Annotated in this window: 16 protein-coding genes; 10 read left to right on the forward strand and 6 right to left on the reverse strand. The window is 71.2% G+C overall.

Features of this window, described 5'->3' with window-relative positions; all coding sequences use genetic code 11:
• Positions 1-9: 9 nt before the first annotated feature.
• Entirely contained in the window at positions 10-2,094 is a 2,085-nt protein-coding gene (locus F3T56_RS00600) for a YhgE/Pip family protein (protein WP_149822634.1), read from the reverse strand.
• The gene (locus F3T56_RS00605; RefSeq protein ID WP_172638746.1) at positions 2,066-2,878 is read right to left on the reverse strand and encodes an ATP-binding cassette domain-containing protein; all 813 of its coding nucleotides are present in this window, start codon (positions 2,876-2,878) and stop codon (positions 2,066-2,068) included. Before F3T56_RS00605 ends, F3T56_RS00600 begins: the two co-directional genes overlap by 29 nt.
• A 172-nt stretch (positions 2,879-3,050) precedes the next feature.
• On the opposite strand from F3T56_RS00605, the gene F3T56_RS00610 reads away from it, so the two are divergent.
• The 3 genes from F3T56_RS00610 to F3T56_RS00620 all read left to right on the forward strand — a co-directional run bounded on the left by F3T56_RS00610 (position 3,051) and on the right by F3T56_RS00620 (position 5,178).
• Positions 3,051-3,590 (forward strand): SAV_6107 family HEPN domain-containing protein, encoded by a 540-nt coding sequence (locus tag F3T56_RS00610; RefSeq protein WP_149822636.1) that lies wholly within the window; start codon positions 3,051-3,053, stop codon positions 3,588-3,590.
• 134 nt (positions 3,591-3,724) lie between these two features.
• On the forward strand, positions 3,725-4,495 hold the full coding sequence (locus F3T56_RS00615) for a methyltransferase (RefSeq protein WP_149822637.1): 771 nt from the start codon (positions 3,725-3,727) through the stop codon (positions 4,493-4,495).
• A gap of 278 nt (positions 4,496-4,773) precedes the next feature.
• Positions 4,774-5,178: a DUF3040 domain-containing protein gene (locus tag F3T56_RS00620; protein ID WP_149822638.1), complete on the forward strand. Its 405-nt coding sequence runs from the start codon at positions 4,774-4,776 to the stop codon at positions 5,176-5,178.
• 445 nt (positions 5,179-5,623) lie between these two features.
• Here F3T56_RS00620 and F3T56_RS00625 read toward each other — a convergent pair whose 3' ends face one another.
• The 4 genes from F3T56_RS00625 to F3T56_RS00640 all read right to left on the reverse strand — a co-directional run bounded on the left by F3T56_RS00625 (position 5,624) and on the right by F3T56_RS00640 (position 11,391).
• A complete protein-coding gene (locus tag F3T56_RS00625; protein WP_149822639.1) occupies positions 5,624-8,152 on the reverse strand; it encodes a transglutaminase TgpA family protein in 2,529 nt (842 codons plus the stop codon).
• Positions 8,149-9,513, reverse strand: coding sequence for a DUF58 domain-containing protein (locus tag F3T56_RS00630; RefSeq protein WP_149822640.1), 1,365 nt, complete (start codon positions 9,511-9,513; stop codon positions 8,149-8,151). Before F3T56_RS00630 ends, F3T56_RS00625 begins: the two co-directional genes overlap by 4 nt.
• Positions 9,510-10,553 carry an AAA family ATPase gene (locus F3T56_RS00635; RefSeq protein WP_149822641.1) on the reverse strand — a complete coding sequence of 348 codons (1,044 nt, stop codon included), beginning with the start codon at positions 10,551-10,553 and terminating at the stop codon, positions 9,510-9,512. Before F3T56_RS00635 ends, F3T56_RS00630 begins: the two co-directional genes overlap by 4 nt.
• 292 nt (positions 10,554-10,845) lie before the next feature.
• Positions 10,846-11,391, reverse strand: coding sequence for a beta-class carbonic anhydrase (locus tag F3T56_RS00640; protein WP_149822642.1), 546 nt, complete (start codon positions 11,389-11,391; stop codon positions 10,846-10,848).
• A 338-nt stretch (positions 11,392-11,729) separates the two neighbouring features.
• On the opposite strand from F3T56_RS00640, the gene rsmH reads away from it, so the two are divergent.
• The 7 genes from rsmH to murD all read left to right on the forward strand — a co-directional run bounded on the left by rsmH (position 11,730) and on the right by murD (position 20,962).
• Positions 11,730-12,692, forward strand: a complete 963-nt coding sequence (rsmH, locus tag F3T56_RS00645) for a 16S rRNA (cytosine(1402)-N(4))-methyltransferase RsmH (RefSeq protein ID WP_149822643.1) — start codon at positions 11,730-11,732, stop codon at positions 12,690-12,692.
• A 30-nt stretch (positions 12,693-12,722) separates the two neighbouring features.
• Positions 12,723-13,295: a cell division protein FtsL gene (ftsL, locus tag F3T56_RS00650; protein ID WP_149822644.1), complete on the forward strand. Its 573-nt coding sequence runs from the start codon at positions 12,723-12,725 to the stop codon at positions 13,293-13,295.
• A complete protein-coding gene (locus F3T56_RS00655; protein ID WP_149822645.1) occupies positions 13,292-15,268 on the forward strand; it encodes a peptidoglycan D,D-transpeptidase FtsI family protein in 1,977 nt (658 codons plus the stop codon). Before ftsL ends, F3T56_RS00655 begins: the two co-directional genes overlap by 4 nt.
• 288 nt (positions 15,269-15,556) lie before the next feature.
• Positions 15,557-17,086 carry a UDP-N-acetylmuramoyl-L-alanyl-D-glutamate--2,6-diaminopimelate ligase gene (locus F3T56_RS00660; protein ID WP_149822646.1) on the forward strand — a complete coding sequence of 510 codons (1,530 nt, stop codon included), beginning with the start codon at positions 15,557-15,559 and terminating at the stop codon, positions 17,084-17,086.
• Complete coding sequence (locus tag F3T56_RS00665; protein ID WP_149822647.1) at positions 17,083-18,489, forward strand: UDP-N-acetylmuramoyl-tripeptide--D-alanyl-D-alanine ligase; 1,407 nt, start codon at positions 17,083-17,085, stop codon at positions 18,487-18,489. Before F3T56_RS00660 ends, F3T56_RS00665 begins: the two co-directional genes overlap by 4 nt.
• Positions 18,486-19,559, forward strand: a complete 1,074-nt coding sequence (mraY, locus tag F3T56_RS00670) for a phospho-N-acetylmuramoyl-pentapeptide-transferase (RefSeq protein WP_149822648.1) — start codon at positions 18,486-18,488, stop codon at positions 19,557-19,559. Before F3T56_RS00665 ends, mraY begins: the two co-directional genes overlap by 4 nt.
• Entirely contained in the window at positions 19,541-20,962 is a 1,422-nt protein-coding gene (gene murD, locus F3T56_RS00675; protein ID WP_149822649.1) for a UDP-N-acetylmuramoyl-L-alanine--D-glutamate ligase, read from the forward strand. Before mraY ends, murD begins: the two co-directional genes overlap by 19 nt.
• Positions 20,963-21,055 lie beyond the last annotated feature (93 nt).

Raw genomic sequence — 21,055 nt, forward strand, 5'->3', positions numbered from 1 at the left:
GGTGCGCGGTCACAGCGCCAACTCCGGGTGCAGTCGGTCGAGAGTCCACACCTGCTTGCGGCGGGCGGACAGGGCGGTCAGGGCGAGGGCGCCGACGGTGAAGGCCACCAGCACCGCGCAGGCCTGCCAGACCGGGCCCAGGCCGCCGCCCGTGATGAGCCTGCGCAGGGCGTCCACGACGTGGCTCATCGGCAGGAAGGGGTGGAGCGCGTTGAAGAAGTCCGGGCTGGTCTGCACGGGGTACGTGCCGCCCGCGGACGTCAACTGGAGCATCAGGAAAGCGAGGACGAGGATCCGGCCCGCCGCCCCGAAGCGCGCGTTGAGCCACTGCACGATCGCCGCGAAGCACGCCGTCACCAGGAACAGGAAGCCCACCGTCCCGGCCGCCCGCGCCATCTCCAGGCCGACCGCCCAGTGCAGCACCGCCATCAGCGCGACCGTCTGCAGCACTCCCAGCGTGGCCACGGGCAGCCAGCCCGCCAGCGCGATCCGCCATGCCGCGGCGCCCGCCGCGAGGGCGCGCCGGTTGAGCGGCTGGATCAGCATGTACGCCACCATCGCGCCCACCCACAGGGACAGCGGGATGAAGTAAGGGGCGAACCCGGTGCCGTAGTTGGGCGCCTTGTGCAGGTCCCTGGTGGCCAACTGCACCGGATCGGCCATCACTTCGGTGCGCCGGTCGCGGTCCTGCTTGTCGTAGTCCGGGATCTGCTCGGCCCCGTCGTGCAGGCCGCCCGCGAGCTTGCCCGAGCCGTCGGCCAGCTTGTACATGCCGCCCTTGAGGTCGTTCGCGCCCGTCTTCAGGTCGCCGACGCCCGTGTCGAGGTTCTCCGCGCCGGTCTTGGCGGTGCCGAGGCCGGTGTGCAGTGTCTTGGCTCCCTTGGCGACCTTCTTGGCGCCCTTGTCGAGCGCGTTCACCTTGGTGACCGCGTTGTCGAGGTCCTCGGAGAGGGCGGGGGCCGCCTCGGCGAGGGCGCGGGCCTGCTTCTCCAGGGTCTCCAGGTCCTTGTCGATGGTTTTCATGTCACTGTCGTAGTTCTTCATCACCGTGTTGACGTCCTCGGTGAGGGTGGCCGCCTCCGCCGCCGCGTCCTTCGCCTTCTTCAGGTCCGCACAGGCCGCGTCTGGCAGCGTCGGCTCCTCACAGCGCCGCTCGTAGACGTCGTCCAGGGTGTCGGAGGCGGTACGGGTACCGGTCGCGGCGGCCGGGGCCGTCGTGACGAAGGTGTCGAGGTGGCTCCGGATCGTCGCCGCCGAGTCGGCCACCAGGGTCGCGGTGTCGGCGATCGTGTCGCCGTTCTCCTTGAGGAACGGCCGCGCCTGGTTGGCCACTTGGCCGACCTTCTCGGCGAGCTTCTGGGTGCCGTCCGCGACCTGCTGGGACCCTTCCTCCAGATCGCCCGCGCCCTCGTCCAGGTCCTTCAGCCCCCCGGACAGCTTCCCACTGCCCTCCTTGGCGGTCTTCAGCCCGTCCGCGAGATCCTTGGAGCCCTTCTCCGCCTTGTCGATACCGCCCTTGAGGTCATCGGCGCCGTCCGCCGCCTTCTCGGTCTCCTCATGGAGGTCCGAGAACGAGATGAAGATCCGGTCGAGGAACGACCGCGACGCCTTCGTCGACGCCGCCGTACGCACCTCGGAGAACACGGTCCGTGAGATCTGCCCGACGATGTAGTTGTTCGCGTCGTTCGTACGCACCTGAAGGGCGCCCGTCTCCGGCGATTCCCCGGAGCTGGACGCGACCCTCTCGCTGAAGTCCGACGGCATGGTCAGTGACAGGTAGTACGTGCCGTCCTCCACGCCCCTGCGGGCCTCGGCGGCGCTCACCCGGTGCCACGCGAAGGTGTCGCTGTCGCGCAGCCCCTCGGCGATGTCGTCCCCGGCCGTGAGCTTCTGCTTGCCGACCGACGCCCCCTTGTCGTCGTTCACCAAGGCCACCGGGATGCGGTCGAGACGGCCGTACGGGTCCCAGAAGGACCACAGGTACAGGGCGCCGTACAGCAGGGGCAGCAGCAGGAGCGAGACCAGGGCCGCGCGCGGCAGCTTCCCCCGGCCGAACCGCCTGAGCTCAAGCGCGGCCAGTCGCGGCGAGCGCATCGGCCTTCTCCTTGTCGTCGTTGTCGTGGTCGTCGTCACGGGCCGGCTCGAGGGAGGGGGCTTCGCTTACGTCCTCACGCGCGCGCGGCGCCCTCTCCGGGGCCGTCGACACCACGACCGCCCCCTCCGGAGCCTTGCTGCACACCGCCACGACAGTGATCCCGGACTCGGTGAGAGACCTCAACAGGGCCCACATCTCGGCCCGTTCGTCGTCGGAGAGCTTCAGGTCGGTGTCGTCCACGCCGAGCAGCCGGGGCCGGCCCATGAGGGCCAGGGCGAGGGACAGCCGCAGGGCCTCCAGCCGGTCCAGGTCGCGTACGGCGGTCCGGGAGCCCTTGGGCAGTGACTCGGGGTCGAGCCCGGCGGCGGTCAGCGCGGTGTCGATGCTGAGTCGCGACTCGGCGGCGCGCCCGGTGTGGGGCCGCAGCAGCCCGCGCAGAGAGCCGTCGAACCGCCGCTGCAGCAGTGCCCGTTCGCGGACGTGCTCCCCGACGGTCAGGGCGGGGTCGAGGTCGGTGACGCCGGGGACATGGGCGAGGGCGCTGATCCGGCGGACCGCCGCCATCCGCTTCGGCAGCCGGAGGGAACCGACCATGGCATGGCCCTCGCCGGGCTTCATACGGCCGGTGAGCGCGAGCAGCAGACAGGTCCGCCCCGACCCGGACGGCCCCTCGACGGCGACGATCGAGCCGGGCTCCGCGTCGAACCCCACGCCCCGGAACGCCCAGCCGCGCGGGCCCTTGAGCCCGAAGTCCTCCGCGACGACGGCGACACCCTGGTCCATGTCCCCGGACCCCATCCCTTTTGAACTGACTGGTCAGTGCAAAACCTAGCCCGAACCTCTGATCGAAGCAAAAGGGCAGGTCAGAACGGATTGTCAGTGGCATACCTCACGATGGGCACATACGGCACCTCGTATGAGGGTGTGCCGTCACGAAGACGACAGGAGGTTCGTCATGGCCACCTACCACGCAGCAGCCGCCAACCGGCGCCGCGCCACCGGCCCTGCCCCCTCACTGACCGGCCCGGCGAGCGACGTGCACCCCGTGCTGCGCCGGGCGACCGCCCCGCCCGCGGCCCTCGACCTGCTCGCCCAGGCCCGCGCCGGACTCGACGAGGCGTCCGCGCACCAGGCCCCGAACGAGCGCTACGCCACGGCCCATCTCGCCGCCCTGCGCACCGCCGCCGCGGTGCTCGCCGCCCGGGGCCGCCCGGAACCCACCCCGAAGCGCCGGGCCAAGATACGGAGCGCTTGGGAAGTGCTCCCCGAGATCGCGCCCGAACTCGCCGAGTGGAGCGCGATGTTCGCCTCCGGCGCCGCCCGCCGGGCTCGTGCCGAGGCGGGCATACAGGGCGCGGCGAGCGCGCGCGACGCCGACGACCTCATACGTGACGTGGCGATGTTCCTGCGCCTCGTCGAGCGGATGCTGGTGCTCCAGCCGGTGCTGCCCCAGCCCCGGCAGGACGGCGGCCAAGGAGTCCCGGACGCGGGCTGACCGACCGCCCCGGCGCCGCCCATTAGGGTTGGGGGCACCCGCAACCTCCGCCATGGCCGCCCGGCCGCCGGCGGAGGCGCACACCCACCGCTCCGCCGCACACCAGGCGGTGCCGCGCCGAGGAGTCAACTGCCGTGTCGGACCCGATGCGACCCCGAGCCTCTCTCCGTACCGCCGTGGTCTGGGAGGTCCTTCAGGACGCCCTCGACCGCAGGGTGAAGGCCACGGGGCGTGAGTCGCTCGACGTACTGGACACCGGCGGCGGCAGCGGCAAGTTCGCGGTGCCCGTGGCCCGCCTCGGCCACCGCGTCACCGTCGTCGACCCCAGCCCCAACGCGCTGTTCGCGCTGGAGCGCCGGGCCGCCGAGGCCGGCGTCGCCGACCGCGTGCGGGGCGTCCAGGGCGACGCGCACGGCCTCTTCGACGTGGTCGAGCGCGGCGGGTACGACGCCGTGCTGTGCCACGGCGTCCTGGAGTACGTGGACGACCCCGCCGAGGGCATCGGCAACGCGGTTGCCGCGCTGCGCCCCGAGGGTGTGCTCAGCCTGCTCGCCGCCGGCCTGGGCGGGGCGGTGCTCGCGCGGGCCCTCGCCGGGCACTTCAAGGAGGCAAAGCAGGCGCTCGACGACCCGAACGGACGCTGGGGCGAGGGTGATCCGGTACCCCGCCGTTTCACCGCCGAGCAGCTCACCGCGCTCGTCGAGGGCGCGGGTCTGGCCGTCGCCGCCGTGCACGGCGTGCGGGTCTTCGCCGATCTGGTCCCCGGGGTCCTCGTCGACACCGAGCCCGGGGCCCTGGACGCCCTGCTCACGCTGGAGGCCGCGGCCGCCGAACTGCCCGCGTTCCACTCCGTGGCCACGCAGCTTCATGTGCTGGGTGAGACCCGGGGGGCCGACGAGGTCTGAGCCGTCTCCTGCGGCGAGCCCGCTGATCAGCGGCTCGGCGGCGGATGGAGTACGCCACAGGCCCCCCGATCGGGCGCTCGGAGCCGTATGATCGAGGGAGACCGTCCGGCATGACGGGCCGTCCGCTGGGGAATTCACCCCTCAGCGAGTCGGGGTGCCATGGCGGGTTCCGGTTGGCGAATTGGCGTAGAGGGGCGGGTTTCAAGGGGGCGATTCCCTGCCTATCCTGAAGAGGACCCCCCGGGTCGCCCCGGCGACCGCACGATGAGGAGGACTCCGTGCCGCTCTCAGAGCACGAGCAGCGCATGCTCGAGCAGATGGAGCGAGCGCTGTACGCCGAAGATCCCAAGTTCGCGTCAGCGCTTGAGGGAAGCGGGCTGCGTACGTACACCCGGCGGCGGGTCTACCAGGCGGTCGCGGGCTTTCTTGTGGGTATCGCGCTCCTCATGGCCGGAATGGTCGCACAGCAGATCTGGGTCAGCGTGGTGGGATTCCTCGTCATGCTGGGCTGCGCGGTGCTCGCCGTCACCGGTTGGCGCAAGGCCCCCAAGCCGGGTGAGCAGCCCACGACCGGCGCCGCAGGCGCCGCTGGGGAGCGTCGTCAGACACGACAGCGCCGCTCCATGATGGACAGGATCGAACAGCGCTGGCAGCGCCGCCGCGACGAACAGGGCGGCCACTGAGCCCTCACGCTCACCGGCCCGAAGACGAACGTAAGGGGGGCCACCCCAAGGGGCGGCCCCCCTTCACGCACGCCCAGAACCCAATGGGCAGGCGCAGGAGGCCGGGCAACTCCAGGAACCCACGACTGAGCGGGGACACCGCCCAGCCGCTGGGCTGCCGGGCTGCCGGGCTGCCGAGAGGCCGAGCCGCTCAGTCGCTGGCCCGTCGAGCCACCGCCCCGCTTAGCAGGCGGGCCGCACAGCGCCCGTCCGCCGGGCTGCCCCGGGCCACCGAGCCATCGGCCCAACGGGCCGCAGAACCCCCGACTGCCGAGTTGTCGGCCTCCCGGCCGTTGTGCTCTCGCCCCGCCCCACCTGTGGCCCCAGCACGGCGTGTGAGACCCGCCCCTGTATGCGTCTGCCCCCGCCGGGCGAACCCGACAGGGGCAGACTCACACACGCAGCCTCAGTTGTTCTGGCTCGTCGACGGACGGCGTAGGCGCGGGCGCAGGGACGCGAGGCGGGTGAGTAGTTCGTCTCTGGTTTCCGCCCAGCGGGCCGACGCGGCCCAGGCCACTCGGATGGTTGAACGGGGCAGCAGCAGTGCTCGGAGCTTCGTCCAGCGGCCGACGTGGGCGCGTAGGCCGGTTCCGACCTGGTGGGCGTCGCGGGCGAGCCCTGCCGGGATCTGTGGCTGGGGTGCGAAGAGGACCTGCTCCACCGCCGTCGCCACCCGGTGCACCGCGTCCGCGGCCGCTGGTTCGAGCTGCCCGAGCCGCACGATCCGCGCGGCGGCCTTGCGGGGTGTCTGGGACTCGTCCGGCGGGATCCCGTAGTCCCACGCCGTGTCGGTCACCTCCCGCCAGGCGGCCAGCGCATGGGCCGCCGCGGCCTCCGTACGGGCGTAGGCCGTGGCTCTGCCCGGTGGCCGGGAGCCGCCGGGACCGTCCCCCTCGTAGGCCACCGCCGACAAGTCGGCCTGTCCACGGGCCGCCGCCACCGCACCCTCGTGCGCGCCGAGCCGCACGGACCGCACCCGCAGCCGCCACAGCATCGGCAGCAACGGGATCGCCAGCACCGCGAGCGTGCCCGGGAGCACCAGCAGGGTCCAGGGAGAGAAGAACAGCAGACCCCAGAAGGAGCTCTCGTCGTCGTCGGAGTCCGTCGAGACCGCCGCGGACGGGGTCCCGCAACCGCCTTCCAGCCTCCGCTGCTGAGCCGTGCAGCTCTCGCTCGCGGACGGCTCGGCGGACGGCTCCGCGGACGCCGACGCGGAGGGCCGGGGCACGTCCGGTAGGCCACTGGTGCCGGACGACTCGGGCTGGGTGTACTCGGGAGTCGTGCCCCGGTTCGGGGTCGGCTCGAAGCGGGTCCAGCCCACACCCTCGAAGTACAGCTCGGGCCAGGCGTGCGCGTCCCGCAGCCCCACCGACATCGAACCGTTCGACTGCGGGGTACCGGGGGTGAAGCCCACCGCCACCCGGGCCGGTATGCCCAGGGTGCGGGCCATCGCCGCCATCGCGAACGAGAAGTGGACGCAGAAGCCTTCCTTCTGCTCCAGGAACCGCGCTATCGCCCGCGAACCGCTGCCGACCTGGACCTCGGTGTCATACGTGAACTCGCCGCTGAACGCGAACCAGTCCTGGATCTTCACCGCCCGCTCGTAGTCGTTGGCCGAGCCCTCGGTGACCTCGAGCGCGGTCCGCGCCACCTCCGCCGGAAGCGACGCGGGCACCTTGGTGTACTCCCGCCGCAGGGCCGGCGGCGGCTCCGGCGCCGAGGAGAGCTGCTTCGCGGTGGGCTGCACGATCAGGCTCTGGACCTTGTACTGCACACCCTTGGTGTCCTGCTTGTGGTCACCGACGAGCGTGCGGCCCACCGGCTCGTACCGCCAGTCGCCGTCGATGTCCACGCCGGTCACCGGATACGGCATCGGCAACCAGTCCTGCTCGTAGTCCTTCGCCGCGGCGACCTGGGTCTGGATCACGGTCCGCTTGACCTCGGGCCCGAGGCCGGTCGGCGTGCCGAAGTCGTCCGGAACCCTGGTGATGGACCGCTCGGTGGGCTTCCAGGAGGTGCCGTCGAAGTCGTCCAGGGAGACGATCCGCAGATACATCTCCTGCACGTTGTCGGTGTTGGTGCGGTAGGCCAGGACCTCACGGTCCTCGTCCACGTTCAGGCTGTCGCGCAGCGACACCAGGGGGTTCACCGCGGAGATCGTGCCGCCGCCACCGGAACCCGAGCCGAGGCCGGCGCCCGCGCCGTCCAGCAGTCCGCCGTCGAGGGCGGGCAGTCCGAGCGGTACCACCAGAGCGATGCCCAGCGCGACCACGCCTATCCGCCGACCGGTGCGGACCGGAGCCACGGCGCCGCCCGGCGACTCCGGCCCCGGGCCCCGGGAGGCGCTGCCGAAGACACGGCCCCACTGCGAGAGCCGGTCGCGGCTCTCGGCCAGCAGCAGCATCAGATAGCCCGCGGAGGCGATCAGGAAGAACAGCCACGCGGCGCCGTCGGACAGTCCCGCGGCGACCGAGTACAGCGCGAGCAGCGGCAGACCCGCCGGAGCCGCGCTGCGGAACGTCACCGCGAGCGCGTCGACCATCAGCCCGATGATCAGGACACCGCCGATCACCATCAGATGGATGCCGTCGCTCAGCGGCGCCGGGATCGCATACCGCCCGATGTCCTCGGCGCCGGTCTGCAGCAGCGTCCCGAAGTACTGGAACGCCTCCGGGCCGGGGACGATCCCGGCCACCGCCTGCTGACGGGCGAAGACCAGCGTCAGCATCATCAGCGTGACCAGGGCCTGTGCCGCGATCGTCAGCGGCCGGGCCAGCGGGACCCGCCGGGTGAGCGCGCCCACCCCGGTCTGCACGCCCAGCATGAGGGCGGCCTGGAAGATCCAGGTCGCCGGTTCCACCAGCGGCAGCAGCGCGCACGCCGCCATGATCGTGGCGGCCCAGGCGCACAGCGCCAGCCTCGCCCGACCGCTCATGACCGTCCCTCCATACCGCTCCCGGTCGCCACGCCGGTACGCTGCCGGTCCGCCTGGCGCCACAGGTCCGTCAACGAGGCGCCGCGCGGCACGATCATCGCCGTCCAGCCCGCCTCGTGCAGCAGGCGCAGCGTCTCCTCGCCGGCGCTCCCGGCGCCGGGGCCCGCCACGTCGCCCGGTTCACGCGTCCAGATCTCGCTGTCCAGCAGGAAGGCGACCGCGCCGCCGCTGCGCTGACGCATCTTGCCGATCACCGTCGCCTGCTCCTCGTCGAGGTCGCCGAGGAAGGCGACCAGCAGCCCCTCGTTGCCGCCGCGCAGCACGTCGTACGCGGGCGACAGGCCCGTGCCGTCCGAGTGGTCGATCACCGAGAGGGTGTCCATCATCAGCCCGGCCGCGTCGGCGGACTCCTGGCTGGCGCCCGCGAACCCGTCGGCCCCGTCGCCGGGCACCGAACTGCCCGTGTCCGTCAACAGCCGTACGGAGAAGCCGCGTTCGAGCATGTGGACCAGCATGGACGCCGCGCCGGAGACGGCCCACTCGAAGGCCGAGTCCGGACCCGCGCCCAGGTACGCCTCCGCGCGGGTGTCCAGCAGGACGGTGCAGCGGGAGCGCTGCGGCTGTTCCTCGCGGCGCACCATCAGCTCGCCGTAGCGCGCGGTCGAACGCCAGTGCACACGGCGCAGGTCGTCGCCGTGCCGGTACCCGCGCGGGATCATGTCGTCCTCGCCGGCCAGCGCCAGCGAGCGCTGCCGCCCGTCGCCGTACCCCTTCGCCTCACCGCTCAGCCGCACCGGCGGCAGCGGTTCCACGCGCGGGATGACCGTGAGGGTGTCGTACGTGGAGAAGGACCGGGTCAGCTCGCACATGCCGAACGGGTCGGTCAGACGCAGCTGGAGCGGGCCCAGTGGATAGCGGCCGCGCAGGTCGGACCGTACGCGGTACGACACCTCGCGGCGGCCGCCCGCCTCCACCCGGTCCAGGACGAACCGGGGGCGCGGACCGAGCACGTACGGCACCCGGTCCTGGAGCATCAGCAGCCCGGTGGGCAGCCGCGAGACATTGTCCATCCGCAGGTGGACGCGGGCCTCGCTGCCGGCGGGGACACGCGCGGGGGAGAGGCGCCGGCTGCCCGCGACCCGGTAGCGGGTGCGGTACAGCACGGTCGCACAGACCAGCGGGAGTACGGCGAGCAGCAGGCCGACCCGGAGCAGATCGCTCTGCCCGAGGACGTACGCGCATATGGCGGCCGCTATGCCGGCGGCCAGGAAGGAGCGCCCGCGGGTGGTGAGACCGGCGAGGGCCGTGCGCAGCCCGCCCTTGTCCTGCTCCGGGGCGGCCGCGGGCCCCGGGGTGGTCATCCAAGCCTCCGCGGCGGCTGCTGCGGATACGCGGGCGCGGCGTGGCCCATGCCCGCGTAGCCGCTCTGCGGGGGCGCCTGCTGCGGCACGGGCGTGCGCTGCAGGATCTCCTGGACGACCTGCTCCGGTGTCCTGCGGTTCAGCTGGGCCTGCGCGGTGGGCAGCAGCCGGTGGGCGAGGATGGCCACCGCAAGCGACTGGACGTCGTCCGGCAGCGCGTACTCCCGGCCGCTGAGAGCGGCGGTCGCCCTCGCCGCACGCAGCAGATGCAGCGTGGCACGCGGCGAGGCGCCGAGTCTGAGGTCGGGGTGGTTGCGGGTGGCGCCGACCAGGTCCACCGCGTAGCGCCGGACCGATTCCGCGACGTGCACGCCGCGGACGGCCTCGATCAGCTTCACGATGTCGTGCGCGTGCGCCACCGGCTGCATGTCCTCCAGCGGGGAGGCGCCGCCGTGGACGTCGAGCATCTGCAGCTCTGCCTCCGGGCTGGGATAGCCCACGGACACCCGGGCCATGAAGCGGTCGCGCTGGGCCTCCGGCAGCGGATATGTGCCCTCCATCTCGACCGGGTTCTGCGTGGCCACCACCATGAACGGGCTCGGCAGCTCGTACGTCTGCCCGTCGATCGTGACCTGGCGCTCCTCCAGGGACTCCAGAAGCGCGGACTGCGTCTTCGGCGAGGCGCGGTTGATCTCGTCGCCGATCACGATCTGCGAGAAGATCGCGCCCGGCTTGAACTCGAACTCCTTGCGCTGCTGGTCCCAGATGGACACGCCCGTGATGTCCGACGGCAGCAGGTCTGGCGTGAACTGAATGCGTCGCACCGAGCAGTCGATGGACTTGGCCAGCGCTTTGGCCAGCATGGTCTTGCCGACGCCGGGTACGTCTTCGATCAGAAGATGTCCCTCGGCGAGCAGCACTGTCAGCGAAAGCCGTACGACCTCAGGCTTGCCTTCGATCACTCCTTCGACCGAACTGCGGACTCGCTCCACAGTGCTGGTCAGATCAGTGAGGCTCGCTCGATCGTCATAGGTCGTCACCCGGCCCTCCTCGGCCCGTTCTTTCTTTGCCGGGCCGACGCTCTGCGATGCGGACCGGCCCACCCCGAAACACGGACACCACGCGAACAGTGCTGGTTCGACGCGACGCCACTCCCGTCATTCTTGCTGCCGTTACCGTTTCGTGTCACTCGCCTGTGGATAACTGGCCGCGATATGTCAGGGCTTACGGGCCTTTGAGCGCCAGAGTGCCAGGGAATTGACAGGTTTCAGGGGCTGCGGAGGGCCCGCCGGGGGCGGTAGAGGGCCGCCGGGCGGGCCGGTTCGACACCGCTCAGGCCGGGATGATCTCCCGCAGCAGGCCGGTCTTCACATCGAAGACGAAGCCGCGTACGTCGTCGGTGTGGAGCAGGAACGGGTTGGTCCGCACCCGCTGCATGGACTGCCGTACGTCCTGGTCGACGTCCCGGAAGGACTCCACCGCCCACGCCGGGCGCTGGCCGACCTCCAGCTCCAGGTCGGTGCGGAAGTCCTCGGTGAGGGACTCGAGGCCACAGCCGGTGTGGTGGATGAGGACCACGCTGCGGGTGCCGAGCTTGCGCTGGCTGATGGTGAGGGAGCGGATCACGTCGTCGGTGACCACACCGCCCGCGTTGCGGATCGTGTGGCAGTCGCCCAGCGCCAGGCCGAGCGCGTCGTGCAGGTCGAGTCGGGCGTCCATGCAGGCCACGACGGCGACACGGAGAACGGGACGGGCGTCCATCCCGGGGTCGGTGAACGCGGCGGCGTACCGCTCGTTCGCCTCGACGAGACGGTCGGTGACGGTGCCGTCGGATATGGCGCCTTCGGGTCCGGTGGGAGCTGCTGCGGAAGTCGTCATAACGAAGACGGTACTGGTCACGGCCGCCGAGGGCCCTTTGTGAGAGGCGACAAAAAACGCCATTGAGGCTTGTTGTGAGGTAACCCACAGGAGTGGCGGAATTGCACGGGACCAAGCCCGTACGGATGAATTCTTCCCGTTCAGGTGTTCGTTCCGGGAGGTGTCGCGACGCGCAGGCCGGTTGATTGACCGCGAAGGGCCGTGGACTAAAGTGACGCGAGGCGGGAGGCGAGGCCGCCTGCTGGACTGAAATCCCCAGGAGACCCGGTGACAGCCCGGCATCTCCCCGCGTGCGCGGCGCGTACGTGCGGCTCGCGCCGGATCCTTGAGAGGGCCCCTTGAGCAACAGCCGCCACGTCCCCGTCATGCTCCAGCAGTGCCTGGACATGCTGGCCCCGGCCCTCACGGAGCCCGGAGCCGTCGTGGTCGACTGCACGCTCGGCCTCGGCGGCCACAGCGAGGCCCTCCTCACCCGGTTCCCCGAGGCCCGTCTCGTCGCCCTCGACCGCGACACGGAGGCGCTGCGCCTGTCCGGGGAGCGGCTCGCCCCCTTCGGGGAGCGCGCCACCCTCGTGCACGCCGTCTACGACGAACTCCCCGACGTACTCGAGCGCCTGGGCCTCCCGCGCGTCCAGGGCGTCCTGTTCGACCTGGGCGTCTCCTCCATGCAACTCGACGAGGCCGACCGCGGGTTCGCGTACGCCCAGGACGCCCCCCTCGACATGCGCATGGACCAGACGACCGGCATCAGCGCGGCCGAGGTCCTCAACACCTACCCGGCGGGCGAACTCGTCCGGATCCTCAGGGCGTACGGCGAGGAGAAGCAGGCCAAGCGGATCGTGTCCGCGATCGTGCGCGAACGCGAGAAGGAGCCCTTCAGCAACAGCGCGCGGCTCGTCGAACTGATCCGTGACTCCCTGCCGCAGGCGGCCAAGCGCACCGGCGGCAACCCCGCCAAGCGCACCTTCCAGGCGCTGCGCATCGAGGTCAACGGTGAACTCGCCGTCCTGGAGCGGGCGATCCCCGCCGCCGTGAAGGCCCTCGCGGTCGGCGGCCGGATCGCCGTGCTGTCGTACCACTCGCTCGAAGACCGCCTCGTCAAGCAGGTGTTCGCGGCGGGCGCCGCCACCACCGCGCCCCCCGGCCTGCCCGTCGTCCCCGAGCGTTACCAGCCACGGCTCAAGCTCCTCACCCGGGGTGCCGAACTTCCCACCGAGGAAGAGGTCACCGAGAACCGGCGCGCGGCACCGGCACGACTGCGCGGGGCCGAGCGTATCCGGGAGGAGTGGGACAAGGAGTGAGTCCGAAAAGCGAGCTCGCCGGGAGGGCGCGTGAGTAGGAAACCCGAACTGAGGGGCCGGGCCGCCCGTCTCGCGCGGCTCCTGCCCGCCGGCCGCGCCCGCGCCGCCCGCACCCCGTTCGTCCTCCTTGTCGTCCTTCTCCTGGGCGGTGGCCTCATCAGCCTCCTCGTACTGAACTCCGCGCTCAGCGAAGGGTCGTTCAAGCTCGACGACCTCCAGGACGACGTGAAGAGCTACACCGACCAGGAACAGGCCCTCCAGCGGGACGTGGACGCCTACTCCGCCCCCGAGGCCCTCCAGCGCCGCGCCCGCGAGCTGGGCATGCTGCCCGGCGGCGACCCGGCCTTCCTGAACCCCGACGGCAGCGTCAAGGGAGTTCCCGGGCCTGCCACGGCGTCTCCGGCCGCCGCGCGCATGCCCTACGTCCTCGCCCCCGAGGTGCTCTACCCCGGGCCGGCCGAGTACCCGACTCCCACACCTACTCCCACGCTCCCGGAATACCCGACGCCGACGCCTACGCTGCCGGACCCGCAGGCCCTCACCCCCACACCCACCGGCCCGTACGCACAGTCCACCCCGCTCTCGACGAACCCCGGCAGGTGACGGAAGTGGTCGATTCAGGCAGGCAGCCGCCCCGCCGTCGGGTACCCGGACCCGCCAGGCCCGTACGCCCGGGCAACCAGCAGCGCCGCCCGGGCCCCGGCGCCCGCCCCGTCGCGCAGCGCCGCCCGGGCACCCCCCGGCAGCCGCCCCCGCGCACCATCCGCCTGGGCAGCCCCCGCCCCCGGCTGCGCATGGTGAGCCTCGCGCTGACCCTGGTGATGATCGCCTTCGTCGTACGGCTGCTCCAGGTGCAGGCCGTCGACGCGAGCGAGTACGCCGCCAAGGCCGAACAGAACCGGTACGTCGGCCGCGTCCTGACCGCCGAGCGCGGCGGGATCACCGATCGCAACGGCGTCGCCCTGGCGATCAGCACGGACGCCAACGACATCACGGCCGACCCGACGATGTTCACGCGCAAGCAACTGAAGATCGACGACGGGCCCGAGCAGGCGGCCGCGCTCCTCGCGCCGATCCTGGGCGCGGACCAGGAGACGATCACCAAGAAGCTGCGCACCAAGAAGACCCGCTACGTGCTGCTGGCCCGCCGCCAGACCCCTCAGGTCTGGAACCAGATCAGCGACCTGAAGTCCGCGCTCGTCGAGAAGGCCCAGGACGACAAGAGCACGGTCAACGTCCTGGCGGGCGTCTTCCAGGAACCCAGCACCCAGCGCGTGTACCCGGGCGGCGACCTCGCCGCCGGCCTCCTGGGCTGGGTCAACGCCGCGGGCAAGGGCGGCGGCGGCATCGAGCAGCAGCTCAACAAGCAGTTGGCCGGCAAGAACGGCAAGATCCGCTACGCCCAGTCCGGCGGCCGTCTGGTGCCCACTGCGGGCTCCACCGAGACCCCCGCCGTGGCCGGCTCCGACGTCGAGCTGACCATCGACCGCGACATCCAGTGGGCCGCGCAGAACGCCATCACAAAGCAGGTGGAGAAGTCCCAGGCGGACCGCGGCTACGTGATAGTGCAGGACACCAAGACCGGCGAGATCCTAGCCATGGCCAACTCGCCCGGCTTCGACCCCAACGACCTCACCCGGGCGAACCCGGACGCCCTGGGCAACGCGGCCCTCCAGGACGCCTACGAGCCCGGCTCCACCGCCAAGGTCATGTCGATGGCCGCCGTACTGGAGGAGAACGCCGCCACGCCCGACACCCACGTCACTGTGCCCAACCGGCTGCACCGCGGCGACCGGCTCTTCAAGGACGACATCAACCACCCGACCTGGTACCTGACGCTCAACGGCGTGCTCGCCAAGTCCAGCAACATCGGCACCATCCTCGCCACCGGCGAGCTCGGCAGGACGCAGAAGGAGGCCAACCGGGTCCTCCACTCGTACCTGCGCAAGTTCGGCATCGGCGGCTACACGGGACTCGGCTTCCCCGGCGAGACCAAGGGCATCCTCGCCGCGCCCGGCGACTGGTCGACCTCGCAGCAGTACACGATTCCCTTCGGGCAGGGCTTCTCCATCAACGCCATGCAGGCGGCCTCCGTCTTCTCGACGATCGCCAACGGCGGCGTCCGCGTGGAGCCCACGCTCGTACGCGGCACCAAGGGACCGGACGGGCACTTCACCCCCGCCGAGAAGCCCAAGAAGACCCGGGTCGTGAGCGAGAAGACGGCGAAGACCCTCGCCCGGATGCTGGAGTCCGTCGTGGACGACGAAGAGGGCACAGGCAACAAGGCGCGCATCCCCGGCTACCGGGTCGCGGGCAAGACGGGTACGGCCAACCGCGTGGATCCGGCCACCGGCAGGTACAGCGGTTACACCTCGTCGTTCGCCGGGTTCGCGCCCGCGGACAACCCGAGGATCACCGTCTACTGCGCGATCCAGAACGCCACCCAGGGCAACTACTTCGGCGGCCAGATCTGCGGGCCCATCTACAAGGAGGTCATGGAGTTCGCCCTGAAGACCCTCCAGGTCCCGCCCACCGGCGCGCAGCCCGCGAACCTGCCCGTCACCTTCAGTCCCTGACCCAGGACCTGACTCAGGTCCTCACCGACGTCCTGACCCGCCTCCTGATCCACCCGCTGATCAGCGCAACCCGCCAGGAACCGACTCGTGACCATGATCACCCCCGACCCCGGGAACCACGCACCACCACCCCGCTCGCACAAACCCTCGCCCACCCGTCTCCCACCACCACCCTTGCCGGACCGCGCTTCGCGCGGGCTCCCTTTTAGCTCCGGCGGGGGTGCGCCCGGTACGCTCACCGCCGTGCCACACGCTGATCAGTCCCAAACCACCCAGAAGGGCGTTTCCGTGACATATCCGGGACCGCCCAGGCCGGCCCAGGTCTCCGCCACACCCCTCGCGGAGCTCGCCGACCAGGCAGGTGCCGAGCAGCCGGGGAGTGCCGCGGAGGTCACGGGCATCACCCACGACTCGCGTGCCGTCCGCCCCGGCGACCTGTACGCCGCCCTGCCCGGTGCCCGGCTGCACGGCGCCGACTTCGTGACCCAGGCGGCCGGCCTCGGCGCCGCCGCCGTCCTGACCGACCCGAGCGGGGCCGAGCGTGCCGCCGCCACCGGGCTCCCGGTCCTCGTCGTCGACGACCCGCGCGCGCGGATGGGAGGGCTGGCGGCCACGATCTACGGCCGCCCGGGCCGCGACCTGCTGCAGATCGGCATCACCGGCACCTCCGGCAAGACCACCACCGCGTACCTCGTCGAGGGCGGCCTGAAGACGGTGCGTTCCACCGGACTCATCGGCACGGTCGAGATGCGCATCGGCGACGAGCGCATCAAGTCCGAGCGGACCACCCCCGAGGCCACCGACCTCCAGGCCCTGTTCGCGGTCATGCGCGAGCGCGGTGTCGACTCGGTCGTCATGGAGGTCTCCAGCCACGCCCTGGTCCTCGGCAGGGTCGACGGCTGCGTGTTCGACGTCGCCGTCTTCAACAACCTCAGCCCGGAGCACATGGAGTTCCACTCCGACATGGAGGACTACTTCCAGGCGAAGGCGCAACTGTTCACGCCGGACCGCAGCAGGCTCGGCGTAGTCAACTTTGACGACGAGTACGGTCGCAGGCTCATCAAGGAGGCCACCGTCCCGATCGTCACCTTCTCCGCCGAGGGCCACCCCGACGCCGACTGGCGCGCCGATGACGTCCAGGTCGGGCCGATGGACTCGACGTTCACCGTGATCGGACCGAAGGGCGAGCGGATCACCGCGAAATCGCCGCTCCCGGGGCCCTTCAACGTCGCCAACGCCCTCGCGGCGATCGTCGCGCTGGCCACCGCCGGGCTCGACCCGCAGACCGCCGCCGACGGCGTCGCCGCCGTACCCGGTGTGCCGGGCCGCCTGGAGCGGGTGGACGCCGGGCAGCCGTACCTCGCGGTCGTCGACTACGCCCACAAGACAGACGCCGTCGAGTCGGTCCTCAAGGCGCTCCGCAAGGTCACCGAGGGCAGGCTGCACATCGTGCTCGGCTGCGGCGGGGACCGGGACAGGACCAAACGCTCGCCAATGGGCGCCGCGATGGCCCGGCTCGCCGACACCGCCGTACTGACCTCCGACAACCCCCGCTCCGAGGACCCCCTCGCCATCCTCGCGACCATGCTCCAGGGCGCGGCGTCCGTGCCGGCGCACGAACGAGGTGAGGTCGTCCTCTTCGAGGACCGGGCCGCCGCGATCGCCGCGGCCGTGGCCCGTGCACAGCCGGGCGACACCGTGGTGGTCGCGGGCAAGGGCCACGAGCAGGGCCAGGACATCGCCGGCGTGGTCCGTCCCTTCGACGACCGCCAGGTGCTTCGCGAAGCTATCCAGCAGACCCAGGGGATGAACTTGTGATCGCCCTCTCTCTCGCCGAGATCGCAGAAGTCGTCGGCGGGCAGACACACGACATACCGGATCCGTCGGTCCAGGTCACCGGACCGGTCGTCCGGGACTCCCGTGAGGTGGAGCCCGGCAGCCTCTTCGTCGCCTTCGTGGGCGAGCGCGTGGACGGCCACGACTTCGCGGCCGCGGTCGTCGAGGCGGGCGCGGCGGCGCTGCTGGCGTCCCGTCCGGTCGGCGTGCCCGCGATCGTCGTGGACGACGTCCAGGCGGCCCTCGGCGCCCTTGCCCGCCACGTCGTCCAGAAGTTCGGCACGACCCTCGTGGCCCTTACCGGCTCCGCGGGCAAGACCAGCACCAAGGACCTCGTCGCGCAGGTGCTCCAGCGCAAGGCGCCGACCGTGTTCACGCCCGGCTCCCTCAACAACGAGATCGGGCTGCCCCTCACCGCGCTCAGCGCCACGGAGGAAACCCGTTTCCTCGTCCTGGAGATGGGCGCCCGTGGCATCGGCCACATCCGCTACCTCGCCGACCTGACCCCGCCGAGGATCGGCCTCGTGCTCAACGTCGGCACCGCCCACATCGGCGAGTTCGGCGGCCGGGAGCAGATCGCCCAGGCCAAGGGCGAGTTGGTCGAGGCACTTCCGGAGGACGGCGCCGCGATCCTCAACGCCGACGACCCCCTCGTACGCGCCATGGCGTCCCGTACGAAGGCGAAGGTGATCCTCTTCGGCGAGTCCGGCGAAGCGGACGTACGCGCCGAGAACGTGACGCTCACGGACGCCGGACAGCCCGCGTTCAGGCTTCACACACCCTCCGGTGCAAGCGATGTGACCATGCGCCTGTACGGTGAGCACCACGTGTCGAACGCGCTCGCCGCGGCCGCCGTCGCCCATGAGCTGGGCATGTCCGCGGAAGAGATCGCCACCGCGCTCTCCGAGGCGGGCTCCCTCTCCCGCTGGCGGATGGAGGTCACCGAGCGCCCGGACGGCGTGACGGTCGTCAACGACGCCTACAACGCGAACCCCGAGTCCATGCGGGCCGCTCTGCGCGCGCTGGCAGCCATGGGCAAGGGGCGTCGTACGTGGGCGGTGCTCGGCAAGATGGCCGAGCTCGGGGACGAATCGCTCGCCGAGCACGACGCGGTCGGACGGCTCGCCGTCCGGCTCAATGTCGGCAAGCTCGTCGCGGTCGGGGGCAGGGAAGCGTCCTGGCTGCAACTGGGCGCATATAACGAGGGTTCGTGGGGTGAGGAGTCGGTGCACGTGTCCGACGCACAGGCGGCGGTCGACCTGTTGCGCAGTCAGTTGCGCCCGGGAGACGTCGTACTCGTGAAGGCGTCCCGGTCGGTCGGGCTCGAGAGCGTGGCGCAGGCGCTGCTCGACAGCGGCATCGAGGGTGAGGTTGCCGCCCGATGATGAAGCAGATCCTGTTCGCGGGAGTCATTGGCCTCTTCCTGACGCTGGTCGGCACTCCGCTGCTGATCAAGCTGCTCGCCCGCAAGGGCTACGGCCAGTACATCCGTGACGACGGCCCGCGCGAGCACGCCAGCAAGCGCGGTACGCCGACCATGGGCGGTATCGCCTTCATCCTGGCGACGATCGCCGCGTACTTCCTGTCCAAGCTGATCACCGGCTACACGCCGACCTTCTCCGGTCTGCTGGTGCTCGGCCTGATGGGCGGCATGGGCCTTGTCGGCTTCCTCGACGACTACATCAAGATCGTCAAGCGTCGCTCGCTGGGCCTGCGGGCCAAGGCGAAGATGGCCGGCCAGCTGATCGTCGGCATCGCCTTCGCGGTCCTCGCGCTGCAGTTCCCGGACGCCCGCGACCAGACGCCGGCCTCCACCAAGCTCTCCTTCGTGCAGGACTTCGGCTGGACGATCGGCCCCGTGCTGTTCGTGATCTGGGCCCTGTTCATGATCCTCGCCATGTCGAACGGCGTGAACCTGACCGACGGTCTGGACGGCCTCGCCACCGGCGCCTCGGTCCTCGTCTTCGGCGCGTACACCTTCATCGGCGTCTGGCAGTTCCAGGAGTCCTGCGCCAACACGCAGACCCTGACCAACCCGGCCGCCTGTTACGAGGTACGAGACCCCCTCGACCTGGCGATCGTGGCCTCCGCGCTGATGGGCGCCTGCCTCGGCTTCCTGTGGTGGAACACCTCGCCGGCGAAGATCTTCATGGGTGACACCGGTTCGCTGGCCCTCGGCGGCGCGCTCGCGGGTCTCGCGATCTGCTCCCGCACCGAGCTGCTGCTCGCGCTCCTCGGCGGTCTGTTCGTCCTCATCACCATGTCGGTCGTCATCCAGGTCGGCTCGTTCAAGCTGACCGGCAAGCGCGTCTTCCGCATGGCACCACTCCAGCACCACTTCGAACTCAAGGGCTGGTCCGAGGTCCTGGTGGTGGTCCGCTTCTGGATCATCCAGGGCATTTGTGTCATCGTCGGACTGGGTCTCTTCTACGCGGGATGGGCGGCCGAGAAGTGACGTCCTGGGACGGCATGCACATCACCGTCGCCGGCCTCGGCGTGAGCGGCGTCAGCGCCGCCCGCGCCCTGGCCGGCCTCGGCGCGTCGGTCACCGTCGTGGACGGCGGCGACTCCGAGGCGCTACGGGAGCGCGCCGCCTCCCTGGAGGGCACCGACGTACGGCTCGGGGACGCGGAGACGCTCCCCGAGGGCACCGAGTTGGTCGTCACCTCGCCCGGCTGGAAGCCCACTTCACCGCTTTTCGCCGCCGCCGCCGAGGCAGGCGTCGACGTGGTCGGCGATGTGGAGATCGCCTGGCGCCTGCGCGGCCCCGATGCGGCGCCCTGGCTGGCGGTCACGGGCACCAACGGCAAGACCACCACCACGCAGATGCTCGCCTCGATCCTGGGCGCCGCGGGGCTGCGCACGGTGGCGGTGGGCAACATCGGCACACCGATCATCGACATCGTCCTGGGCGACGAGCAGTACGACGTCCTGGCCGTCGAGCTCTCCAGCTACCAGCTCCACTGGGCGCCCTCCCTGCGCGCCCACTCCGCCGCCGTCCTGAACCTCGCCCCCGACCACCTCGACTGGCACGGCTCCATGGAGGCGTACGCCAGGGACAAGGGCCGTATCTACGAGGGCAATCGCGTCGCCTGCGTCTACAACGTCGCCGACAAGGCCACCGAGGACCTGGTGCGCGAGGCGGACGTCGAGGAGGGCTGCCGGGCCATCGGCTTCACGCTCGGCACCCCCGGGCCGTCCCAACTCGGCGTCGTGGAGGGCATCCTGGTCGACCGCGCCTTCGTCGAGAACCGGCAGAAGAACGCCCAGGAGCTCGCCGAGGTCTCCGACGTCAACCCGCCTGCCCCGCACAACATCGCCAACGCCCTCGCGGCTGCCGCCCTCGCCCGGGCCTTCGGAGTGCCCGCCAAGGCCGTACGGGACGGTCTGCGGGCCTTCCGACCGGACGCGCACCGCATCGAGCACGTGGCCGACATCGACGGCGTCGCGTACGTCGACGACTCCAAGGCGACCAACACCCATGCCGCGGAAGCCTCGTTGGCGGCGTACGAGTCGATCGTGTGGATCGCGGGCGGGCTCGCCAAGGGCGCGACCTTCGACGAACTCGTCGCCAGGTCGGCGACGCGGCTTCGGGGGGTCGTCCTGATCGGCGCGGATCGCGCGCTGATCCGCGAAGCGCTGGCGCGACACGCGCCCGAGGTGCCCGTCGTCGACCTCGACCGGACCGACACTGGGGCGATGCTCGCGGCTGTCCGCGAGGCACGGGCGCTCTCCCGGCAGGGGGACACCGTACTGCTGGCGCCGGCCTGCGCTTCGATGGACATGTTCGTCAACTACAACAAACGCGGGGACGCGTTCGCGGACGCCGTTCGTGAACTCGCCGCCGCCGACGGCTGACCCGGCCCGCCCTTGCCTGGCGGCGCCGGGTGGGACAGGGAGGGAACGCCCGTGACACGGATGTGGTCGGTGCATCGTGGGCGGCTGACCGCC

This window comes from Streptomyces tailanensis, from assembly GCF_008386495.1.
GTDB classification, from domain to species: Bacteria; Actinomycetota; Actinomycetes; order Streptomycetales; family Streptomycetaceae; genus Streptomyces; species Streptomyces tailanensis.

Bases quoted from the DNA above. Each gene is read 5' to 3' on its own strand.
- F3T56_RS00600 (WP_149822634.1), bottom strand. From the start codon at position 2,094: ATGCGCTCGCCGCGACTGGCCGCGCTTGAGCTCAGGCGGTTCGGCCGG.
- F3T56_RS00605 (WP_172638746.1), bottom strand. From the start codon at position 2,878: ATGGACCAGGGTGTCGCCGTCGTCGCGGAGGACTTCGGGCTCAAGGGC.
- F3T56_RS00610 (WP_149822636.1), top strand. From the start codon at position 3,051: ATGGCCACCTACCACGCAGCAGCCGCCAACCGGCGCCGCGCCACCGGC.
- F3T56_RS00625 (WP_149822639.1), bottom strand. From the start codon at position 8,152: ATGAGCGGTCGGGCGAGGCTGGCGCTGTGCGCCTGGGCCGCCACGATC.
- F3T56_RS00630 (WP_149822640.1), bottom strand. From the start codon at position 9,513: ATGACCACCCCGGGGCCCGCGGCCGCCCCGGAGCAGGACAAGGGCGGG.
- F3T56_RS00640 (WP_149822642.1), bottom strand. From the start codon at position 11,391: ATGACGACTTCCGCAGCAGCTCCCACCGGACCCGAAGGCGCCATATCC.
- mraY (WP_149822648.1), top strand. From the start codon at position 18,486: ATGATGAAGCAGATCCTGTTCGCGGGAGTCATTGGCCTCTTCCTGACG.
- murD (WP_149822649.1), top strand. From the start codon at position 19,541: ATGGGCGGCCGAGAAGTGACGTCCTGGGACGGCATGCACATCACCGTC.